At 70.3% G+C, this 20,745-nt stretch carries 19 protein-coding genes; 10 read left to right on the forward strand and 9 right to left on the reverse strand.

Annotated features, from left to right (window positions below):
- Nucleotides 1-10 precede the first annotated feature (10 nt).
- On the forward strand, nt 11-1,930 hold the full coding sequence (locus ACIA1L_RS09695; RefSeq protein ID WP_396072175.1) for an acetoacetate--CoA ligase: 1,920 nt from the start codon (nt 11-13) through the stop codon (nt 1,928-1,930).
- Here ACIA1L_RS09695 and ACIA1L_RS09700 read toward each other — a convergent pair whose 3' ends face one another.
- Nucleotides 1,931-2,647 (reverse strand): TIGR03089 family protein, encoded by a 717-nt coding sequence (locus ACIA1L_RS09700; protein ID WP_396072176.1) that lies wholly within the window; start codon nt 2,645-2,647, stop codon nt 1,931-1,933.
- A 172-nt stretch (nt 2,648-2,819) separates the two neighbouring features.
- Between ACIA1L_RS09700 and ACIA1L_RS09705 the strand changes: the two genes are divergently transcribed.
- Together ACIA1L_RS09705 and ACIA1L_RS09710 are read left to right on the forward strand one after the other, a co-directional pair.
- Nucleotides 2,820-3,965 carry a glycosyltransferase family 4 protein gene (locus ACIA1L_RS09705; protein ID WP_396072177.1) on the forward strand — a complete coding sequence of 382 codons (1,146 nt, stop codon included), beginning with the start codon at nt 2,820-2,822 and terminating at the stop codon, nt 3,963-3,965.
- A 24-nt stretch (nt 3,966-3,989) separates the two neighbouring features.
- Nucleotides 3,990-5,105, forward strand: coding sequence for a mannose-1-phosphate guanylyltransferase (locus ACIA1L_RS09710; RefSeq protein ID WP_396072178.1), 1,116 nt, complete (start codon nt 3,990-3,992; stop codon nt 5,103-5,105).
- Here the strand turns inward: ACIA1L_RS09710 and ACIA1L_RS09715 are convergent.
- The 3 genes from ACIA1L_RS09715 to cofD all read right to left on the reverse strand — a co-directional run bounded on the left by ACIA1L_RS09715 (nt 5,096) and on the right by cofD (nt 7,755).
- On the reverse strand, nt 5,096-5,662 hold the full coding sequence (locus ACIA1L_RS09715; RefSeq protein ID WP_396072179.1) for an NUDIX hydrolase: 567 nt from the start codon (nt 5,660-5,662) through the stop codon (nt 5,096-5,098). The two genes, ACIA1L_RS09710 and ACIA1L_RS09715, sit on opposite strands and share 10 nt — an antisense overlap.
- A 75-nt stretch (nt 5,663-5,737) precedes the next feature.
- Entirely contained in the window at nt 5,738-6,805 is a 1,068-nt protein-coding gene (locus ACIA1L_RS09720) for a coenzyme F420-0:L-glutamate ligase (protein ID WP_396072462.1), read from the reverse strand.
- Nucleotides 6,802-7,755: a 2-phospho-L-lactate transferase gene (gene cofD / locus ACIA1L_RS09725; RefSeq protein WP_396072180.1), complete on the reverse strand. Its 954-nt coding sequence runs from the start codon at nt 7,753-7,755 to the stop codon at nt 6,802-6,804. The genes ACIA1L_RS09720 and cofD overlap by 4 nt, the downstream gene beginning before the upstream one ends.
- A 147-nt stretch (nt 7,756-7,902) precedes the next feature.
- On the opposite strand from cofD, the gene ACIA1L_RS09730 reads away from it, so the two are divergent.
- From ACIA1L_RS09730 to ACIA1L_RS09740, 3 genes are all read left to right on the forward strand, one after another.
- Entirely contained in the window at nt 7,903-8,979 is a 1,077-nt protein-coding gene (locus ACIA1L_RS09730) for a hypothetical protein (RefSeq protein ID WP_396072182.1), read from the forward strand.
- Between the two features lie 101 nt (nt 8,980-9,080).
- A complete protein-coding gene (locus ACIA1L_RS09735) occupies nt 9,081-11,573 on the forward strand; it encodes a bifunctional FO biosynthesis protein CofGH (protein ID WP_396072463.1) in 2,493 nt (830 codons plus the stop codon).
- Nucleotides 11,574-11,946: 373 nt separating this feature from the next.
- The gene (locus ACIA1L_RS09740; protein ID WP_015619224.1) at nt 11,947-12,204 is read left to right on the forward strand and encodes a WhiB family transcriptional regulator; all 258 of its coding nucleotides are present in this window, start codon (nt 11,947-11,949) and stop codon (nt 12,202-12,204) included.
- Nucleotides 12,205-12,279: 75 nt separating this feature from the next.
- Here ACIA1L_RS09740 and ACIA1L_RS09745 read toward each other — a convergent pair whose 3' ends face one another.
- Nucleotides 12,280-12,765, reverse strand: a complete 486-nt coding sequence (locus ACIA1L_RS09745) for a metallopeptidase family protein (protein ID WP_396072183.1) — start codon at nt 12,763-12,765, stop codon at nt 12,280-12,282.
- A gap of 186 nt (nt 12,766-12,951) precedes the next feature.
- Between ACIA1L_RS09745 and ACIA1L_RS09750 the strand changes: the two genes are divergently transcribed.
- Complete coding sequence (locus ACIA1L_RS09750; protein ID WP_396072185.1) at nt 12,952-13,317, forward strand: DUF3499 domain-containing protein; 366 nt, start codon at nt 12,952-12,954, stop codon at nt 13,315-13,317.
- A 7-nt stretch (nt 13,318-13,324) separates the two neighbouring features.
- Here the strand turns inward: ACIA1L_RS09750 and ACIA1L_RS09755 are convergent, their stop codons facing one another.
- Nucleotides 13,325-14,257, reverse strand: a complete 933-nt coding sequence (locus tag ACIA1L_RS09755; protein ID WP_396072186.1) for a polysaccharide deacetylase family protein — start codon at nt 14,255-14,257, stop codon at nt 13,325-13,327.
- Nucleotides 14,258-14,456: 199 nt separating this feature from the next.
- Between ACIA1L_RS09755 and ACIA1L_RS09760 the strand changes: the two genes are divergently transcribed.
- A complete protein-coding gene (locus ACIA1L_RS09760) occupies nt 14,457-15,206 on the forward strand; it encodes a class I SAM-dependent methyltransferase (RefSeq protein ID WP_396072187.1) in 750 nt (249 codons plus the stop codon).
- Here the strand turns inward: ACIA1L_RS09760 and ACIA1L_RS09765 are convergent.
- From ACIA1L_RS09765 to ACIA1L_RS09775, 3 genes are read right to left on the reverse strand one after another with little or no spacing between them, the layout of a single operon-like run.
- Nucleotides 15,157-15,528, reverse strand: coding sequence for a DUF779 domain-containing protein (locus ACIA1L_RS09765; RefSeq protein ID WP_396072188.1), 372 nt, complete (start codon nt 15,526-15,528; stop codon nt 15,157-15,159). The two genes, ACIA1L_RS09760 and ACIA1L_RS09765, sit on opposite strands and share 50 nt — an antisense overlap.
- Nucleotides 15,528-17,051 (reverse strand): aldehyde dehydrogenase, encoded by a 1,524-nt coding sequence (gene adh, locus ACIA1L_RS09770; protein ID WP_396072189.1) that lies wholly within the window; start codon nt 17,049-17,051, stop codon nt 15,528-15,530. Before adh ends, ACIA1L_RS09765 begins: the two co-directional genes overlap by 1 nt.
- Before the next feature lie 39 nt (nt 17,052-17,090).
- Nucleotides 17,091-18,398: a transcriptional regulator gene (locus tag ACIA1L_RS09775; protein WP_396072190.1), complete on the reverse strand. Its 1,308-nt coding sequence runs from the start codon at nt 18,396-18,398 to the stop codon at nt 17,091-17,093.
- A 148-nt stretch (nt 18,399-18,546) separates the two neighbouring features.
- On the opposite strand from ACIA1L_RS09775, the gene ACIA1L_RS09780 reads away from it, so the two are divergent.
- Nucleotides 18,547-19,980, forward strand: a complete 1,434-nt coding sequence (locus ACIA1L_RS09780) for an aldehyde dehydrogenase family protein (RefSeq protein WP_396072191.1) — start codon at nt 18,547-18,549, stop codon at nt 19,978-19,980.
- On the forward strand, nt 19,977-20,654 hold the full coding sequence (gene nfi, locus ACIA1L_RS09785) for a deoxyribonuclease V (protein ID WP_396072192.1): 678 nt from the start codon (nt 19,977-19,979) through the stop codon (nt 20,652-20,654). Before ACIA1L_RS09780 ends, nfi begins: the two co-directional genes overlap by 4 nt.
- Nucleotides 20,655-20,745 lie beyond the last annotated feature (91 nt).

Genomic DNA, 20,745 nt, shown 5'->3' on the forward strand with positions numbered 1-20,745 from the left:
CAGTGGCAATATGACGGGTGCTGTGCTCTGGGAGCCGCCGGCGGATGTGCTCGAGACGTCGCGGATGGGTCAGTTCATGACCTGGCTGCGCGTCGAGCGCGGGGTCGAGGTCAGCGACTACGCCGGGCTGTGGGAGTGGTCGGTCACCGATCTGTCCGGGTTCTGGCGGGCGGTCTGGGACTACTTCGAGGTCATTGCGCACAGCGAGCCCACTGCGACATTGGGCAGCACGGCCATGCCCGGGGCGCAGTGGTTCCCCGGTGCCACGCTCAACTATGCCGAGCACGTGCTGCGGATGCCGGGGCTGGCTGACGACGACCCGGTCGTCCTCGCGTACTCGCAAAGCCGTGAGCCCGTCACCCTCACCGCCCGGGAGTTGCGCGATCAGGTCCGGCGGGTCGCTGCCGGGCTGCGCCGGCTCGGTGTCGCCGAGGGCGACCGGGTGGCGGCCTACGCCCCGAACATTCCCGAGACGTTCGTGTTGCTGCTGGCGACGGCCAGCCTGGGTGCGATCTTTTCCTCCTGCGCACCGGAGTTCGGCTCGCGCAGCGTGATCGACCGGTGGACGCAGATCGAGCCACGGGTGCTGGTGGCCGTGGACGGCTACCGCTACGGCGACAAGGCGATCGACCGGCGGGACGAGGTTGCCGCGATCCGGGCGGCGCTGCCCAGCGTCGAGCACCTGATCACGATTCCCTATCTGGGAACCGTGGGGGACTGGGCCAGCCTGGACGGCGACGATCCGCTGACGTTTGCCGCCGTGCCGTTCGACCATCCGCTCTACGTGCTGTATTCCTCCGGGACGACCGGGCTGCCGAAGCCGATCGTGCACGGGCACGGCGGCATCCTGCTCGAGCACCTGAAGATGCTGGCCCTGCACCACGATCTCGGCCCGGGTGACCGCTTCCTGTGGTTCACCACGACCGGCTGGATGATGTGGAACTTCCTGGTCTCCGCCCCGGCTGTCGGTTCGGCGATCGTGCTGTTCGACGGCAACCCCGGCCACCCCGACCTGGGCGCGCTCTGGCAGCTTGCCGCCGACGCCGAGGTCACCTATTTCGGTACGTCCGCACCGTTCATCCTCGCCTGCCGCAAAGCCGGTGTGCAGCCTCCGCCCACCGTGATCCGAGGCGTGGGCTCGACCGGTGCGCCGCTGCCACCCGAGGGCTTCCGCTGGATCTACGAGGTGCTCGGCGACCGGCCGCAGCTGCAGTCGCTGTCCGGCGGCACCGACGTGTGCACCGGGTTTGTCGGCGGCACGCCGCTGCTGCCGGTGACGGAGGGCGTCATCTCCTGCCGGGCGCTGGGCTCGCGCGTGGAGGCGTACGACCCGGAGGGCAAGCCGGTCCTCGGTGTACTGGGTGAGCTGGTGATCACCGCGCCGATGCCGAGCATGCCGGTGGGCTTCTGGAACGACCCGGACGGGCAGCGCTACTTCGAGGCGTACTTCGACGTGTTCCCCGGCGTGTGGCGGCACGGGGACTGGATCACCATCGGCGCCGACGGCAGCTGTGTGATCACCGGCCGCTCCGACGCCACGCTGAACCGGGGCGGGGTGCGGCTGGGCACCGCCGAGTTCTACTCGGTCGTGGAGGGCATCGGCGAGATCGCCGACTCGGTCGTCGTGCACCTCGACGAGCAGGACGAGCTGCTGCTCTTCGTGGTCCTCGCCGACGGTCTCGAACTCGACGACGACCTACGCAAGCGGATCCAGCGCGAGCTGCGTGCCGCGCTGTCGCCGCGGCACGTCCCCGACGAGATCCATCAGGTACGGGCGGTGCCGCGCACCCTGTCCGCGAAAAAGCTCGAAGTTCCGGTGAAACGTATCCTCACCGGCACTCCCGCGGACCGGGCGGCGGCCAAGGGCGCGCTCGCCAACCCGGAGTCGCTGACCGCTTTCGAGGAGTACGCGAAGGGCCGTAACGCCTGATCAGAGGGTGTGCGTGACTTGCTCCGCCGCGACCCGCTTCGCGATCACCGCCGGGTCCAGGCCCGCGCACAGCACAATGCTCGCGCCCACAACGAGGGGTGCGAGCAGCCAGTCCACCGGGTCCGGGTGGGCCTGCGCGTCGATCATGACTCGGGCGCCCGGCTCGATGCCCAGGTCGCGGGCGCGGGCCGTGGCGCGTGCCGAGATCTCCCGGTGGGTTGCGGCGTTCAGTGCCGGGTCGTCCGGCGTCACCGGCTGGATGGCGACGAAACGGTCGCCCTGGCCGCGTACCTCGACCGTGTAGTCCACGAAGCCCGTCGGGACGGGCCGCAGCGGCATGGCTAGCGGCAGGAGGCCGGTCGCGTAGCGTTCGCCAGCCGCCCACGAGTTCGACTCCTCGGCGGTCGCGGGCCACGCGAAGAGCGCGTCCACGGTCAGCGCCTGCGGGCCGGTGTGGACCTCAGGACCCGCCGCCCAGGTGCCGAGCAGGATCGCCGCGGTCTGCCAGTGTGGCGGCAACAGCACCGCCGCCGTGTCGCCCGGTCCCAATCCGGCGCCGTCGACCAGCAGGTTTGCCGTTTTCGCCACCCAGTTGTCCATCGTGGCGCCGGACAGTTCGGTGCGGTCGCCGGTCGTGTCGTCGTACCAGGTGAGCAACGGCACGGTCGGGTCCTTGCGGATGGCGGCCGCGAAGGCTGCCGGAATCGTCTCGTTCATCGCTTCCGACGATAGTCGTATTACTGACAGTGACGCAGTGGTGTCGGCCCGGGGTGGCCGGGGAAAGAGGTCATAACTAAGAGATGTCGGGGAGCGTCGCGGTCCACACATCAAGCATCGAGCGGCGTACCCTTGCCAGTGGCCTGAGCCACAGATGTTGAGGAGTTGCCACGTGACCGCCGGTCGTCCGCCCCGAGTCCTCGTCGACGCCACGAGCGTCCCCGCCGACCGAGGCGGGGTGGGCAGATACGTCGACGGGCTGTTGGGCGCCCTCGGTGCGATCGGCACCGACCGCGTCGATCTCGCCGTCGTGGCCCAGCGCTCCGATGCGGAGCGTTACTCCCGGATGCTCCCCGACGCCGAGGTCATCGCCGGGCCGTCCGCCGTCGCGCACCGGCCCGCCCGCCTCGCCTGGGAGCAGACCGGACTGCCGCTGCTCGGCCAGCAGGTCGGCGCCAAGGTGCTGCACTCGCCGTTCTACACCTGCCCGCTGCGGGCCGGCTGCCCGGTGACGGTGACCGTGCACGACGCGACGTTCTTCACCGAGCCCGAGCACTACGACAACACCAAACGGACCTTCTTCCGCAGCGCCATCAAGACCTCGCTCCGTCGCGCCGCCCGGGTCATCGTGCCCAGCAAGGCGACCCGCGACGAGCTGATCCGGCTGCTCGACGCCGACCCGACCCGGATCGACGTCGCCTACCACGGCGTCGACCAGTCCGCGTTCCACGCGCCGACCGACGAGGAGAAGGCACGGGTGCGGGCCCGGCTCGGCCTGGGCGACTCCGGCTACGTCGCGTTCCTCGGCGCCAAAGAGCCGCGCAAGAACGTGCCCAACCTGATCCGCGGCTGGGCCCGTGCGGTCGCCGACTGGCCGCAGCCGCCCGTGCTGGTCATCGCCGGCGGCCAGGGCCACGACGACGACATTGACCGTGCGGTCGCCGAAGTGCCGTCACACCTGCGGCTGCTGCGCCCCGGCTACCTGCGTTACGCCGACCTGCCCGGCTTCCTCGGCGGCGCACTGGTCGCCTGTTACCCGTCCTTCGGCGAGGGCTTCGGCCTGCCCATCCTCGAAGCGATGGCCTGCGCCACACCGGTGCTGACCACGCCGCGACTGTCCCTGCCTGAGGTCGGTGGCGACGCCGTCGCGTACACGACGGAAGACCCGGACCGGATCGCGACCGACCTCGCTGACCTGCTGCACGACGAGCCGCGCCGGCTCACCCTCGCCAAGGCCGGCTTCGACCGGGCCAAGGAGTTCAGCTGGGCGTCCAGCGCCGAGGTGCACGTCGCGACGTGGAACCGCGTGGCGGCGTGACGTCGTCCTTTACAATCCGTGCGCATGAGTGGAAATTCAGGCGGGTTGTACGCCGTCATTCCCGCAGGTGGCAGTGGTACCCGTCTCTGGCCGCTGTCGCGCGCCGGTCACCCTAAGTTCCTGCACCCGCTGACGGGCACCGAGGCGTCGCTGCTACAGGCGACCGTCGACCGGCTGCTGCCCCTGGCCGACACCAGCCAGGTGTACGTCGTCACCGGTGTGGCCCACGCCGCAGCCGTATCGCGCCAGCTCACCGAGGTGCCAGAGGAAAACATCCTCATCGAGCCCTCGCCGCGCGACTCGTGCGCGGCCATCGCCCTGGCCGCGGCCGTGATCGCCCGCCGGGAGCCCGAGGCGGTGATGGGTGCCTTCGCGGCCGACCACCTCATCGCCAATGGGGAGCAGTTTGTCGAGGTCATCCGGCACGCGATGGACGGCGCCCAGCAGGGCCTGCTGATGACGCTTGGCATCACGCCGACCCGCCCGGAGACCGGCTACGGATATGTGCACTGCGGCGACCCGGTCGACGGCGGCCCGGTGCTCAAGGTGCAGGAGTTCAAGGAGAAGCCCACCTTCGAGGTGGCCGAGGGCTACGTCAAGTCCGGCGCCTACCTGTGGAACGCGGGCATGTTCGTGTGGCGGGTCGACGTGTTCCTCGCCGAACTGGCCCGCCAGCAGCCGCAGCTGCACGCCGGCATCGCCCGGATCGCGCAGGCCTGGGACACGCCGTCCCGCGAGGAAGTGCTCGGCGAAGTGTGGCCGACGCTGCCGCGCATCTCGGTCGACTACGCGGTGATGGAAGGTGCCGCCGCGGTCGGCCGGGTCGGCACGGTCCCCGGCGACTTCGGCTGGAACGACGTCGGCGACTTCCACACCCTGGGCGAGGTGCTCGCCTCCGACCAGGCCGGCAACGTGATCGTCGGCCAGCCCGCCGAAGGCAAGCCCGGCGTGATCCTGCGCGAGGCCGAGAACCTGGTCGTCGTGCCCAACTCGGGCCGCCTGGTCGCCGCCCTCGGCGTCCGCGACCTCATCGTCGTCGACACCCCGGACGCGGTCCTGGTCTGCCCGCGCGACCGGGCCCAGGAGGTCAAGTCGATCGTCGACGAGCTGAAGCTCAAGGGCGAGAACAGCTACATCTGAGGAATCCCCAGGCGGGCGTAGGCCGGTGCCAGCTGCTGCACCACTCCGCCCGCCAGCGGGGACGGCAGCGCGTCCGCGGTGAACCAACCCAGCTCCGCGGACTCGTCACTGACCTGCTCCACGGCACCCTTCGGGCAGACCGCAAGGAACCGTACGTCGTAGTGGAACGACGCCTCGGCCGGCCGACCGGCGGCCGGGGCGCAGCGTACGGCGTGCACGTCCACGTCAATCGGCTCCGGATCCAGCCGCAGCCCCACGATGCCCGACTCTTCGGTCGCCTCGCGCAGCGCCGCCGCGGCGAGCGTGGTGTCACCCGGCTCGCAGTGCCCGCCCACCTGCATCCACAGCTCCAGCCGGCCATGCAGGCAGAGCAGAACCCGACCGTCCTCGTCGACGATCAGCGCGCTGGCGGTCACATGCCCGGCGCGGTGCTCCCGGGTCAAAGCCACCGGGCCAGCGTCGAGCAGCTCGATCGTGCGCTGGCGAGCCGTGCCGGCGTCTCCCGAGGTGGCCTGCCAGCCGGTGAGAACGCGAAGCGCGTCGTCGTGGAGGCTCATCCCGCCACCGCCGTTTCTGTCGTAGCCGCGGCTGCCGCCGCTGATCTCGTGGTCATCGTTTCTCTGGTGCTGCCGTCACGGGCGTCTTTCTGTCGCGGTTGCGGTGACTGCGGCCCGGGTTGCGGCGGCCTCGGTCGCGGTGACGGCGATGGTTGCGCCGGTTTGGTCGTAGGTCACCGTAGAGGAGAGGCCCTCCGCAGCCAGCGCCGAGCGGAGCCGGTGCACATCGGCGCCGAACTGCATCAACGCTTCCGGCGTACTGTCCGTGACGGTGCAGCGCAGGGTGTGTGGTGCCGGTGCCGCCACCACGTCGTCAAGGCCTGCGGTCGCCAGCGCCCGGTGCACCGCGTCGGCGTCCGCGGGGTGCTCTGCGGTGGCCTGCGGCAGGGTGGCAGCCGTGCGCAGACCTTCGGCGTGTGCTTCGGCCGTACCCAAGGAGAACATGTCGCTGGCCGAATCCCGCAGCAAGACGTCCGCCCCGGGGGTTTCCGCAGCTCCCACGCCCGGGTAGCCGCGGACCACGGCGACCGGCACCTGGTCGCACTTCCCCTTCACCAACTCGCCGGCGGCCGCCAACTCGTCGACGACGGCCATCTGGGTGAGCTGCAGCTCGTTGCCGTACGGGTCGATTTCGCCGCGGTGGTCCCGGAACGGTCCCACCCCGGCCGCGCCCAACGCCACATCGGTGAGCCCGTTGCGCCAGGCCCGGCCCATCGTGTCCGAGACGATGATGCCCACCTGCAGGCCGCGGGCGGCCAGCGCGGCGCGGAGCCGCCGGGCCGAGTCGTCGGGGGATTTCGGCAGCAACACCAGGTGCGTCTTGTCGACGTTGGAGGCGTCGATCCCGGCTGCCGCCATGATGAAACCGTGATGGGTCTGCACGATCGACGTCGACCCGCGCCGGGCCACCACCCGCCGGGTTTCCGCTGCCAAGGCCGCAGCCCGAGCCGCGTCGCGTTCTGGCCCGTCGGCGGGCACCTCGACCAGGCGGCCCTCCGCCTTGGAGACGATCTTGCTGGTCACCACCAGCACGTCGCCGTCGCGCAGCCAGGGCGCATGTCGGGTGATCAGCTCGGCCAGGTCGGCGCCGGCCGGCACGTCACCGATGCCGCGTACCGGAAGAATCTCCAGCCCGTCCACTATTTCCCCGCCAGCTCCAACGCGGCGGCGACCATCGCGGCCGTCGCATCCTCGTCAGTCATCCACAGCGGCACCGCCTGGGTGCGCACCCCGGGCACCTCGACGCCGGAGTCCGCGGTATCCACCAGCCACCCGTCCAGCAGCCCGTCCTGAGCCCGGGCGCCGTACAGGCCGCCCACCCCGGCCGCGCTGACCTCGACGCCGAGCGTGGTCAGGCACAGGTCAGCCATGCCCCGCACTGGCGCACCCCCGATGATCGGCGACACCCCGACGACCGGCGCCGGGCCGTTCACCACCGCCTCCCGCAGCGACGGTACGGCCAGAATCGGCGCAATCGACACCACCGGATTCGACGGGGCCACCAGCACCACATCCGCACTGGACAGCGCCTCAGCCACCCCGGCCGCGGGCTTCGCCGCCTCCGCCCCGACGAACACGAACCGGTGCGTCGGCACCTTGCCGCGATACCGCACCCACCACTCCTGGAAATGGATCGCCTTGCGCTCACCCTCGACGTCGACGACCACGTGGGTCTCCAACCGGTCGTCGGTCGCCGGCAACAGCGTCATCCCCGGCTGCCACCGCTCACACAGAGCCGCTGTCACCTGCGACAACGGGTACCCGGCGTGGAGCATTGTGGTCCGGACCAAGTGCGTGGCGGTGTCCTTGTCGCCGAGACCGAACCAGCTCGGCTCGACGCCGTATTTGGTCAACTCCTCCTTGACCACCCAGGTCTCGCCGACCCGGCCCCAGCCGCGCTCCGGATCCGCCGCGCCGCCCAGCGTGTACATCACGCTGTCCAGGTCGGGACAAATCTGGAGGCCGTGCATGCGCACGTCGTCGCCGACGTTCACCACCGCCGTGACGTCGGCACCGATGCGCCGCGCGTGTGCGCGTACGCCCACCAGGAACCGGGCGCCGCCGATCCCTCCGGTCAGGACCACGATCCGCATTCGGCCATCCTTGCGCACCCCACGCCGATTCGCGGCCCCCGGGTCACGGGTGTGATCTGCGTTTCGGGTCTAGGCTAGGCCGACCATTGCCCCTGCCGGCGGTTCTGCCCCGCTCGCCGGTTGCCCGACCGCGTCAGGAGAACCGCTGTGACCAGCACCCCGCCGCCACAGCCCGGTCCGGACCGCCCGGTCCTGCCGGTCATCCGCCCGCTGCGTGACCTCGCCGCATACGCCCTGGTCGCCGCGCCCGCCGTGTGGCTTTTCGTGGCGGTCATCCGCCTGGTGCCGTCCGGGGTGGGCCAGGACTTTCTCACCCGGGCGCAGAGCAGCTTCTACAGCTACGTCAACGTGGAGACGGTCTTCTTCCCGCTGGCCGCGGTGCTCCTGGCGACCCTGGTGCAGCCCCGGCACCGGCACGCCCGGCTCATCACCATCGTGGCGCTCGCGGAATATGCGGTCGCGGCCTTCTTCGGGGTGCTCTTCGGCTTCCTGATCGCCATCGTCAAGCTGGCCGGGTTCAGCCCGCGGGTCGCCTTCGAGGAACTGCTGGTCCGGGTGGCCTGGCTCGCGGTGCTCGCCCTCGCCGGCTTCGCGGTCTTCTCGATCTGGCGGGCGCTCTACCAGGTCGCCCGCCCCACCCCGCAACCCGGAATGTACGGCCAGCCGCAGCAGCCGTGGGGTCAGCCCCAGCCCGGCCAGCCTTTCGCTTCCCAGCCTTTCGCCAGCCAGCCGCAGCCCGGTCAGCCGCAGCCCGGTCAGCCCTATCCGGGCCAGCCGGTTTCAGGTCAGCCTTACCCGGGCCAGCCGGTTTCAGGTCAGCCGCACCCGGGCCAGCCGGTCTCCGGTCAGCCGCACCCGGGCCAGGCGCAGGGCGGGCAGCCGCACCCGGGCCAGCCGTCCTACGCCGGCCAGCCACACCCGGGGCCGGCGCAACCGGCCTGGGGCCAGCCGACCGCGGTGTGGGGCGAGTCGGTCGCGCCGCCCGCTTCCGCGCCGTCCGCTTCAACTTCGCCGGTTGTCACGCCTCCGCCCGCCCCTGCGGTGACTACCGCGTCCGGCACTGCGCCGGCGCCGGCTGCCACCCCACCTGGGCCGTTCGTTCCGGCGCCGGGCCATCCGCATGGTGAGCAGACGACAGGCTCGCATGGTGAGCCCACGCAGGTCGTGCGGGATGGCGACGAGCCCACCCGGGTCGTCGGCGAAGACCCGCAGCGGGGCGTGTGAGGGCCGGCACGAACCATGCCCACCCTTCGGGCGTGTTCCAGACCACTGGGGCGTCAGGGACAGCAAGACATGATCGGGCCTAGGCTGCACTGGTGGTAGCAGTGGACATTCCGCCGACCGAAGCCAGCATCCGCCGCGCGTTGAAGCGGGCCGCCGACGGCAAGGCGATTGACGCCGACGAGGCGACTGCGCTGCTTGCGGCGGACGGTGCGCTGCTTGACGACCTGCTGGCGATCGCGGGTGGCGTGCGGGACGCGGGCTTACGGGAAGCCGGTCGGCCGGGCGTCGTCACGTACTCGAAAAAGGTCTTCATCCCGCTGACCCGCCTGTGCCGGGACCGGTGCCATTACTGCACCTTCGCGACCGTGCCACATCGATTGCCCGCGGCGTTTCTCGAGCGGGATGAGGTGCTGGCTATCGCCCGGGAAGGCGCTGCGCAGGGCTGCAAGGAGGCGCTGTTCACGCTGGGGGATCGGCCCGAGGACCGCTGGCCCGCCGCGCGGCAGTGGTTGGACGAGCGCGGCTACGACTCGACGCTGGACTATGTGCGGTCGTGCGCCATCGCCGTACTAGAGGAAACGGGGTTGTTGCCGCATCTCAATCCGGGCGTGCTCGGCTGGGCTGAGTTGCAGCGGCTGAAGCCGGTGGCGCCCAGCATGGGGATGATGCTGGAGACGACCGCGACCCGGCTGTGGTCCGAGCCGGGCGGTCCGCATTTCGGCTCGCCGGACAAGGAGCCGGCGGTGCGGCTGCGGGTGCTGGACGACGCCGGTCGGGTCGGCGTGCCGTTCACGACGGGCATCCTGATCGGCATCGGTGAGACGCGTGCCGAGCGGGCTGATGCGATCTTCGCCATGCGCCGCACGGCCCGCGAGTTCGGCCACATCCAGGAAGTCATCATCCAGAATTTCCGCGCCAAGCCCGACACGGCGATGCGTGGCATGCCGGACGCCGAGCTGCGCGAGCTTGCCGCGACGGTGGCCGTGACCCGGGTCATCATGGGTCCGCGCGCCCGCGTCCAGGCCCCGCCCAACCTGATCGCGGGCGAGTACGACCTGCTGATCCGGGCCGGCATCGACGACTGGGGCGGCGTTTCCCCCGTCACCCCCGACCACGTCAACCCGGAGAGCCCGTGGCCGCAGATTGAGCTGCTCCGAGCCAGGTCGGCGGCGTCCGGCTTCGAGCTGCGGGAGCGCCTGACGATCTACCCGGAGTATCTGCGGCGGGGCACCGAGGGCTGGCTGGATCCGCGGCTTGCGGCCCACGTCGCGGCGCTCGCCGGCCCGGACGGACTTGCCCGTGAGGACGCGATGCCGGCCGGTCAGCCTTGGCAGGAGCCGGACGACGGGTACGCGGGCGGCCGCACCGACCTCTTCGCGACGATCGACACCGAGGGCCGTACTGGTGACCGCCGCGGCGACTTCGATTCCGTCTACGGCGACTGGGCCGAGGTGGCCGCACATGTCACCGCCGACCCGTCCGGTCGGACGGATTCGGAGGTGCTCGCCGGGCTCAAGCTTGCTGCGGAGGACCCCGCCCGGCTGCTTTTGCCGGAGCACGAGGACAAAGCCATGGCCCTGTTCCATGCGGACGGTTCCGCCTTGGACGAGCTGGCTCGGATCGCCGACGACCTGCGCAAGGACGTCAACGGCGACGATGTCACGTACGTGGTGAACCGCAATATCAACTTTTCGAACGTCTGCTACGTCGGGTGTCGGTTCTGTGCGTTCGCGCAGCGGGAACGGGATGCGGACGCGTACCGGCTGTCGGTGGAGCAGGTCGCCGATCGGGCTGAGGAGGCCTGGCGCGACGGTGCCACCGAGGTGTGCATGCAGGGCGGCATCGACCCCAAGATGCCGGTCACCGCGTACGCGGAAATCGTCCGTGCCGTGAAGCAGCGCGTCCCGGACCTGCACGTCCACGCGTTTTCTCCGATGGAGATCGTCACCGCGGCCGCCAAGGCGGGTGTGTCGGTGCGGGACTGGCTGACCGAGCTGCGGGAGGCGGGCCTCGACACGATCCCCGGGACCGCCGCCGAGATTCTCGACGACGATGTCCGCTGGGTGCTCACCAAGGGCAAGCTGCCCGCCGCTACCTGGGTCGATGTGGTCACCACGGCCCACCAGCTCGGCATTCGGTCCAGCTCCACGATGATGTACGGCCACGTCGATCACCCGCGGCAGTGGCTGGGTCATTTCCGGGTGTTGGCCGGCGTGCAGGACGTCACCGGCGGCTTCACCGAGTTTGTGGCGCTGCCGTTCATCCACACCAACGCGCCGATCTACCTGGCCGGCATCGCTCGTCCCGGCCCGACCCGCCGGGAGAACCGGGTGGTGCACGCGATGGCGCGGGTGCTGCTGCACGGGCGGATCAGCAACATCCAGTGTTCCTGGGTGAAGCTCGGGGACGAGGGCACGATCGCGATGCTCAACGGCGGGTGTAACGACCTGGGCGGGACGCTGATGGAGGAGACCATCTCGCGGATGGCGGGTTCCGAGCACGGGTCCGCGCGTACGGTCGCTCAGCTGAAGGAGTTGGCCGCGGCGGCTGGCCGACCTGCGGCGCAGCGCACCACGGTCTACGGCCGGCACTGACTCCTTTTCGCCGCCGGTGTGGCGTCTGTCTCGATCACCTCTTTCGTGGCGCTCGGTTCACTCCCGTCCTGGTAGGCGAGTGGTCGCAAGGTTACAAATTGGGGTAATTTGGACGCGACGCGCCGACTGAGCGTTACCTGTTGGCCGCTCTGAGAGATAGGGCAGGAACGGGACCGTGAGGCGGCGACGGCGCCTCGGGGAAACGGGCCTATTTATCAGGTTCGGCTTGACGACGCACGTCTTACACGCGTGTAATTTCGGGTGGGGTTGTGGAAAAGGGCGCCGCGAACCGCCTGTTTTCCACAAGAAACACGCCGCGTGCGTGGGGGGTCAGCGCTGACGTCACTGTCGGCGCGGAAAAGGAGGCACGCCGATGGAAGCGCAGGTAGAAGGAGTAGACCTGCTCGGGGACGCGCCCGAGTGGCAGGAGCGGGCGCTGTGCTCGCAGACCGATCCAGAGGCATTCTTCCCGGAGAAGGGCGGCTCGACCCGCGAGGCCAAGCGCATCTGCGGCCGCTGCGACGTGAAGGCGGAATGCCTCGAGTATGCCCTCGGTCACGACGAACGTTTCGGAATCTGGGGCGGGCTCTCCGAACGGGAACGCCGCAAGCTCAAGCGCCGGGTAGCGTGACCGGCCGCTCTCGTCCGGACGCCGGGGGGCCGTCCAGCGGGAGCTTCGATTCCGCCAGCTCGAGGGTCGCGGCCCTTACGAGAGTTCGTCGGGATCAACGCCGAGCAGGTTGGCTACCTGCTCGATGATCACATCGTGAACGAGGTCGGCGAGGTCTTCGCGGTCCATCGCGCGGAACTCCAGCGGCCGCCGGTAGAGCACGATCCGCGGCGGCAGTTCCTGGCGACCCGGACGGCCCGGTAGAAGGCGGGCCAGCGGGACCTCGCCGTCCTCGAGCACGTCAGAGTCGTACACGTTGAGGTCCGGTGGGACGTCTTCGACCGCGAACTCGACGCCGGCCAGCTCTTTGGCATACCGGCGTTCCAGGCTTTCGACCGTGTCGAGCACGAGATCGTCGAAGATCTCCGCCTTGGTCCGGGCCAGCGGCACGGTGGCCGGGACGAGCCGTCCGCGCAACCCGCGGCCGTGCCGGTCGCGGCGAGCAGGGCGGCCGGGACCGGGGGTGCGGGCGGGCCGCCCGGATTCGGGTCCGGCCCGGCGGCGGTCGGGACTGGTGGTCACGCGACCAGCCTAGCCCGCGAATCCGTTCGGACGCGGTCAGGCGGTCCCGGCCGCGTTTCGTCACCGGGAATTCGCCCCATTGGGACGGCGTGTCGGTGCGCCATGACGAAATCGTGATGCATCGTGGGTCGGCGTGTCGCGGCACCATCGGCCCCGCGCGAGCGCGCTTAGCGATAACGTGCCGCCGTGAGGTCCCCACGGCGCTGCTCCCGCAACGGCTGTCCCCGACAGGCGGTCGCCACCTTGACCTACGTCTACGGTGACTCGACCGCGGTGGTCGGCCCGCTGGCGGCGTTCGCCGAACCGCACACGTACGACCTCTGCGAACCCCACGCCCGCAGCCTCACTGCCCCGCGTGGGTGGGAACTGGTCCGCCACGACGGCGACTTCGCGCCTCCGCCGCCCACGACAGACGATCTCGTGGCGCTGGCCGACGCGGTCCGTGAGGCGGCCCGGCCCGCCCCGCCGCCTCGGCTGGAAGAACACGACAACCTGCCCGGCCACCAGACTGGCCGGCGGGGCCACCTCCGGGTGATCCCGCCCTCGCACTGACGCGGGGTCAGGGAAGGGCGATAAGGGAGTAGCGGTCCTTCAGCCAGGGGAGCAGTGACTCGAAAGCAGCGATGGTGTCCGGCTGCCCGTTGTCGTGGGCGAGGATGATCGCTCCCTTGCCGGTGTTGCCCTGCACGACGCTGATGATCTTTGCCTGGTGTGCGCCGGACGAAGCACTGTGGTGTTCCCAGTCGCGGGTGTCGACGGACCAGTAGATCGAGGCCATGCCCAGCTTCTCCGCCTCCGCGACGAATCGGCGGGTGAAGTTGCCGCCGGGCGCCCGCATGTATCTGATCTGCGCGTGGGGCACCGCCGCGAGCATCGCGTTGTTGGTCTTCTCCAGGTCGGCGCGGATCTTCTCCGGCTTCTTCTGGCCCAGCGCCAGGTCGTGGTGCCACGTGTGGTTGCAGAGGGTGTGTCCCTCGTCGGCGATGCGTCGGACCAGGTCGGGGTGTTTGATCGCACGCATGCCGACCAGGCAGAAGGTTGCCTTGACGTCGTGTTCCTTCAGCAGGTCGAGCAGCCGCGGCGTCTGCACCGGGTCCGGCCCGTCGTCGAAGGTCAGCGCCACACCCTTCTGGCCCGTCTGCATGTGACTCTTCGCCGGCCCGCCGTGCTTCACCTTGCCGAGCTCCGGCAGGCCCTTGCCGGCGTTGCTCGGCGCGGCGGGGGAGCCGGGTGCAGCCGGAGACCCTAATGTTCCGGGGGCACTCGGTGCCGTCCCCGCGGCGGCGGACGGTGAACCCGGCGCGGTGGGTGGCAGACCCGGTGCGGCGGACGGGGAGACCGGTGCGGCAGGGCTGCCGGCGGCGGCTGGCGCGGAGCTGGCGGCTCGGGTCGCTGCGGCGGCGCCGGCCCCGGCCGGGTCGCGGCCGCGGGAATCGCAGCCGGCCAGCGCGGCCAGCACCACACCGAGCACCACGATCTTGGGGATACGCATCGCCATCACTCCGTTCGAACGCGGGGAATTCGCCGAAGAAGTGCAACTATGGTGCGGCGATGCAACCACGGACAGACACGCGGGAGTGACTGGCACACTCTGGGGAGGCGCCACCCACCTGGGCTTACTGTCCGTCGCTGCGCTGCTCCACTGAGGAGTCGAATCCACCCGCCCGTGCCGGTCGTGGCATCGTGAACGGGTGAACGGAGCAGACCCGGACCGCTGGTCCGCTGTGGCAGCCGGCTGGTCCGAGCTCTGGGGCGCCTTCGCCGACCCGGCCTGGCGAGCCGTCCTGGAAGCCACCGAAGGAGCCGCGAGCGACCGCTCTGGGCGGCTTGTTCTCGACGTGGGCTGCGGCAGCGGCGAGTTTCTCGCCTACTGCGCGAGCCTGGGCATGGTGGCCGCCGGCATCGATCCCGCGCCCGGCATGGTGAGCCTGGCCCGCCAACGCACCGCGGACGTACGGCTCGGCGGCGCGGAAAAGTTGCCCTGGCGCGATGCGACGTTTGATCTCGCCACGTCGTTCAACGCGTTGCAGTTCGCGGCGGACACCGACGACGCGCTGGCCGAGATGATCCGGGTGACCGTGCCGGGCGGCTATGTCGCCGTGGCGAACTGGGCGGAGGCCGCGCTCAACGACCTCGACACGGTCGAGCGTGCCCTGGACGACGGTCCGCCGCGGCCGGACGGTGACCTGCGGGTTCCGGGCGGCCTGGAAGAGCTGCTGGTCGACGGTGGACTGTGCGACGTCCGTGAGGCTGTCGCCGAGGTGCCGTGGGAAGTGCCGGATGACGACACGCTCGTACGCGGCATTCTGCTGGGTGAGGACGCCGGGCGAGCCGCCGCGGTGCTCGCGGCGGCTCGGCCGTACCGAAATGGTGCTGGGGGTTATCGGCTCGTCAATCACTTCCGGTTTGCGGTGGGGCGGCGAGCAGCCGACTGCGGATGAGGAACCGCACGCCGTCGGGTGCTTCCAGGCTGAAGCCGCTGCCGCGGCCCGGCACGACGTCCACGGTGAGGTGCGTGTGCTTCCAGACGTCGAACTGGGCCCGGCTCATCCAGAACGACACCGGCTCGGCCACCCCGTCGATGTGCAGCTCCTCGAGCAGGATGTCGCTGTCGCCGGTGCGGAACTCGCCGTCCGGGTAGCACATCGGGGCGCTTCCGTCGCAGCAGCCGCCGGACTGGTGGAACATCAGCGGCCCGTGCCGGTCCCGCAGCGACCGGATCAGCTCGGCCGCCGCGGGAGTCACGTCCACCCGGTCGCCCATCAGAAGAAGCCCATGGCCTTGGGGGAGTAGCTGATCAACAGGTTCTTCGTCTGCTGGTAGTGGTCGAGCATCATCTTGTGGTTCTCGCGTCCGATGCCGGACTGCTTGTAGCCACCGAACGCGGCGTGCGCCGGGTACAGGTGGTAGCAGTTCGTCCACACTCGACCGGCTTGGATTTCGCGCCCGGCCCGATAGGCCTGGTTGATGTCGCGGGTCCACACGCCGGCGCCGAGGCCGTAGAGCGTGTCGTTCGCGGTCTTGATCGCGTCCGCGTAGTCGGTGAACGAGGTCACCGAGACGACCGGGCCGAAGATCTCTTCCTGGAAGATCCGCATCGTGTTCGCGCCCTCGAAGATCGTCGGCTGCACGTAGTAGCCACCCGACAACGCGCCGCCGAGATCCGCCGGGCCGCCGCCGACGAGTACCTTGGCGCCCTCCTGTCGGCCGATGTCCAGATAGGACAGAATCTTTTCGAGCTGGTCGTTCGATGCCTGGGCGCCGACCTGGGTGTCGGTGTCGAGCGGGTTGCCCTGCTTCAGGTTCTCGACGCGTTTGACCCCGGCGGCCAGGAAGTCCGCGTAATGGCCCTGCTGGATCAGTGCCCGGGACGGACAGGTGCAGACCTCGCCCTGGTTGAGCGCGAACATCGCGAAGCCCTCGAGCGCCTTGTCCAGGAAGTCGTCGTCGGCCCGGCTGACATCGTCGAAGAAGATGTTCGGACTCTTGCCACCCAGCTCCAGGGTCACCGGGATGATGTTCTCGGAGGCGTACTGCATGATCAGGCGGCCGGTCGTGGTCTCGCCGGTGAACGCGACCTTGGCGACCCGCGACGACGACGCGAGGGGCTTGCCCGCCTCCACCCCGAAGCCGTTGACGATGTTCAGCACGCCCGGCGGCAACAGGTCGCCGACCAGCGACATCAGGAAGTGGATCGACGCCGGCGTCTGCTCGGCCGGCTTGAGCACGACCGCGTTCCCCGCCGCGAGTGCCGGCGCGAGCTTCCACACCGCCATCAGGATCGGGAAGTTCCACGGAATGATCTGCGCGACCACGCCCAGCGGCTCGTGGAAGTGGTAGGCGACCGTGTCGTCGTCGAGCTCACCCAGCGAGCCCTCCTGCGCCCGCAGGGCCCCGGCGAAGTAGCGGAAGTGGTCGATCGCCAGCGGAATGTCCGCGGCCAGCGTCTCCCGGACCGGCTTGCCGTTCTCCCAGCTCTCAGCCACGGCCAGCGCCTCGAGATTCGCTTCCATCCGGTCGGCGATCTTGTTGAGGATGTTCGCCCGCTCGGCTGGCGAGGTCCGGCCCCACGCATCCGCAGCGCCGTGTGCCGCATCAAGCGCCCGCTCGACGTCCTCGGCAGTGCCGCGGGCAACCTCGCAGAAGGTCTCGCCGGTCACCGGCGACGGGTTCGCGAAGTACCGGCCCTTGACCGGCGGCACGTACTCGCCACCGATCCAGTGGTCGTAACGGGACTCGTAGGCGACGATCGCGCCGTCGGAACCGGGCGGGGAATAGACAGTCATGACGCACGACCTCCGTATCCGTGGTGGACACGCCGCACGCTAGTGACGCGGACGTTGCACAGACGTTGCAAGCGCGCGGTTGCCGGGGCTCGGTAGGCCGTACTCCACGGCGAGTCCGGCGATTCGGTGGGCAGCGAGGAGCCGGGCCGGCGAGGTCGGCGGCAGCACAGCCGCGTAGACCTCCCACATCTGAAGGTCCTCAGCGCCCCAGGCGGTGTCCAGCCACAGCTGAATGAGCCGATGGTCGCCCGCAGCCAGGATCGCCGTGCGCAGCCGCGCATCGATCAGTTGACGCAGCTTGACCACACCGGGCGCATCGGACGACGGCAACAGCGGTCCCGGATAGGCCGCCACCGCCTCCCGCACCAGGCCCCGGTCCAACAGCCGGGTCACCTCGAGGAAGTCAGCCGACATCTCGCCCCGCAACCGGTAAGGCCGCGAATCCAACACCTGCGGGCCCAGGATCCGGCGCAACCGGGAGAGCTCCGCGCGTACCGTCACCGGATTGACGTCGTCGCCGTAAAGATCGAAACCCAATTGCTCTCCGGTACGGCCGTCCGGGTGCACCAGAAGCAGGCATACCAGCTCCGAATGCCGACGGCCCAGCCGCAGCTGCCGCCCACCGACCGCCACCACGGCGTCTTCGCGCCCCAGCATCGACACCGTGGCGGCATCCGACGCGGGCCGCGGCAACAGCGTGCCGAGGAAAGCTTCGGCGGCGTGGGCGGTGGCGCGCACCAGCGCCAGGCTGTGCGGGTTGGCTAGATGATCGCCGCCGGTCACGTCGATGGCACCGAGCAGCCCGCCGGTCCTCGGGTCGTGGATCGGCGCCGCCGCGCAGGTCCACCGCTGCACGCCCCGGCTGAAATGCTCGGTGGCGAAGATCTGCAACGGGTGGTCGACGGCGAGCGCGGTGCCCGGCGCGTTCGTTCCCGCATGAGCCTCGTCCCACCGCGCCCCGGGCACGAAATTCATCGACTCGGCACCCCGCAGCGCCGACGCATGGCCCTCGACGTAGAGCAAGCGGCCATGCGCGTCGCAGACCGCCATCAGATGGTCGCCGTCGTCGGCGAGCCCACCCAGCAGATCCCGGAAGAGCGGGAGGACCCGCGACAACGGGTGAGCGGCTCGGTATGCCGCCAGTTCCGGCTCGCCCAGCTCGATCGGGGCGGTCGAGTCCGGACTGAGCCGGGCGCTCGCCGACCGCCGCCACGAGTCGGCAACCACGGCACGCACCTGACTCACCGACCGCTCCCCGGTCACGAACCGCTCGTGCGCGCGGCCGACCTGGCTGATCCGTTCCGCCGGATCGGCACCGAGGTCGAGGGCGAGCCAGGGGTTGGACATGCATGCACCTCCCAGACCCCACCATCGTGACCCCGATCACGCCTGGCGACAACAGCGCCCGCACCATGCGCACCCCACCGCTCCTACCCGGCCCGCCGTGTGCGCCGCGGCTCGGTCGGTAGCACCCGAGCAGGCATAGGGTTGCGCCGTGGACGCGACAGCTTTCTATGTGGCAGGCGCCGAGGTGCACGGTTCCGGCGAGGTGACGGTCACCCATCCCTGGGACGGTCGCACGGTCGGCCGGACCACCTGGGCGCGTGAGGATCAGGTCGAGGCCGCCGTTGCCGCGGCTGCCGAAGTGGCCGAGGAAGCTGCCGCCCTGCCCGCGCACCTGCGTGCCGCAGCGCTCGACCACGTCTCTCGCCGGCTCGCCGAGCGCCGCCAGGAGATTGCTGAGCTGATCACCGCGGAGAACGGCAAGCCGATCAAGTGGGCGTCGGTCGAGGTCGATCGGGCGGTGTCGGTGTTCCGCTGGGCCGCTGAGGAGGCCCGCCGGTTCTCCGGGGACCTGCAGAGGCTGGACACCGATCCCGGCGGGGCCGGGCGGATCGCGGTGGTCACCCGGGTTCCCCGCGGCCCGGTGCTGGGCATCTCGCCCTTCAACTTCCCGCTCAACCTGGTGGCCCATAAGGTCGCCCCGGCGCTGGCGGTGGGCGCGCCGATCGTGCTCAAGCCTGCGCCGGCGACGCCACTGACCGCACTGCTGTTGGGGTCGCTCCTCGCCGAGACCGACCTGCCCGCCGGCATGTTCTCCGTGCTTCCGCTGCCCAATGAGCGGGCCGCGGGTCTGGTCGGCGACCCGCGGCTGCCCGTCGTGTCGTTCACCGGGTCCGGGCGGGTCGGCGCCCAGATCCGCCGGGCCGCTCCCGACAAGCACGTCACGCTGGAGCTCGGCGGCAACGCGGCAGTGCTGGTCTGCGGCGACTACGGCAGCGACGAAGACCTTGACTGGGCTGCGACCCGGATCGCCACCTTCGGCACCTACCAAGCCGGACAGAGTTGCATTGCTGTCCAGCGGGTCCTCGTGCACCAAGGCCTCGACCTGCTGCCCCGGCTCGTCCGCGCGGTGGAATCCCTGCGTACCGGCGATCCGGCCGATCCCGCGGTCGAGGTGGGGCCGATGATCAGCGAGGAAGCGGCGCGGCGGGTCGAATCGTGGGTCGATGCGGCGGTAGCGGCCGGTGCCACGGTGGTGACCGGCGGCAAGCGCGACGGCACGACGTACGCGCCGACGATCCTGACCGATGTGCCCGCCGACGCCAAAGTGGTCGCCGAGGAAGTCTTCGGACCCGTCATCGTGGTCTCCGAGGTGGCGTCCGACGAGGCGGGCTTCACCGCGATCAACGACTCCGCGTACGGGCTCCAGGCCGGCGTGTTCACCCACAGTCTTCAGACGGCCTTCGCCGCTCACCGCCGCCTCCAGGTCGGTGGCGTGATCGTGGGAGACGTGCCGTCGTACCGGGCGGATCAGATGCCCTACGGCGGGGTGAAGGGCAGTGGCGTCGGCCGGGAAGGTGTCGCGAGCGCCATGGCCGACTACACGGAGCCGCGCGTCATGGTGCTCACTGGAGTCGAGCTGTGACGAGCTCACTGGCTGACATCCTGCGCGCTTGGCCGCGTACCGAAGAAGAGGCTTTCGCCGTGCAGGACGGCCTGCGGTCGCAGCTGGTGATCGAAGGTCTGCCGGGCCGTCCGGCGACCGTCGCCGGGCTGGACGTGGCCTATCACGAGGACGGCGAGCGGCTGGCCGCGGCGGTGGTCGTGCTCGACACCGAGGATCTGACCGTGCGGGACACGGCTGTGGTCCGGGGCCGGGCTGCTTTCCCGTACGTCCCGGGGCTGTTCGCCTTCCGCGAGATCCCGGCACTGATCGAGGCGCTCGGCAAGCTGACAGTGCAGCCGGACGTGTTGATCTGCGACGGGCACGGGCTGGCGCACCCGCGGCGGTTCGGGCTGGCCTGCCATCTGGGCGTATTGACCGGGCTGCCGACCTTCGGGGTCGGCAAGACGCCCCTGGTCGGATCGTGGGCGGAGCCCGGGGCGGAACGGGGCGCACGCAGCGACCTGGTCGACAGCGGTGAGACGGTCGGTGCGGTGCTCCGCACGCGGGCCGGGGTCAAACCGGTGTTCGTCTCCGTGGGCCATCGGGTGGATCTGGCGGACGCTTGCGCGCTCACGTTGGGGCTCGCCGCCCGTTTCCGGTTGCCCGAGACCACCCGGCTCGCGGACCGGGCCTGCCGCGACGGGTTGCGGTGAGCGCCGGCGACGGTGACGCCTGGCGAATGGGTCATGACGGCCTCCGGTGCTCCGCTACGCTCCACGGGACGAAACTCGGTTTAGGGGTGTG

This window comes from Actinoplanes sp. NPDC051859, from assembly GCF_044452725.1.
Classification (GTDB): Bacteria; Actinomycetota; Actinomycetes; order Mycobacteriales; family Micromonosporaceae; genus Actinoplanes.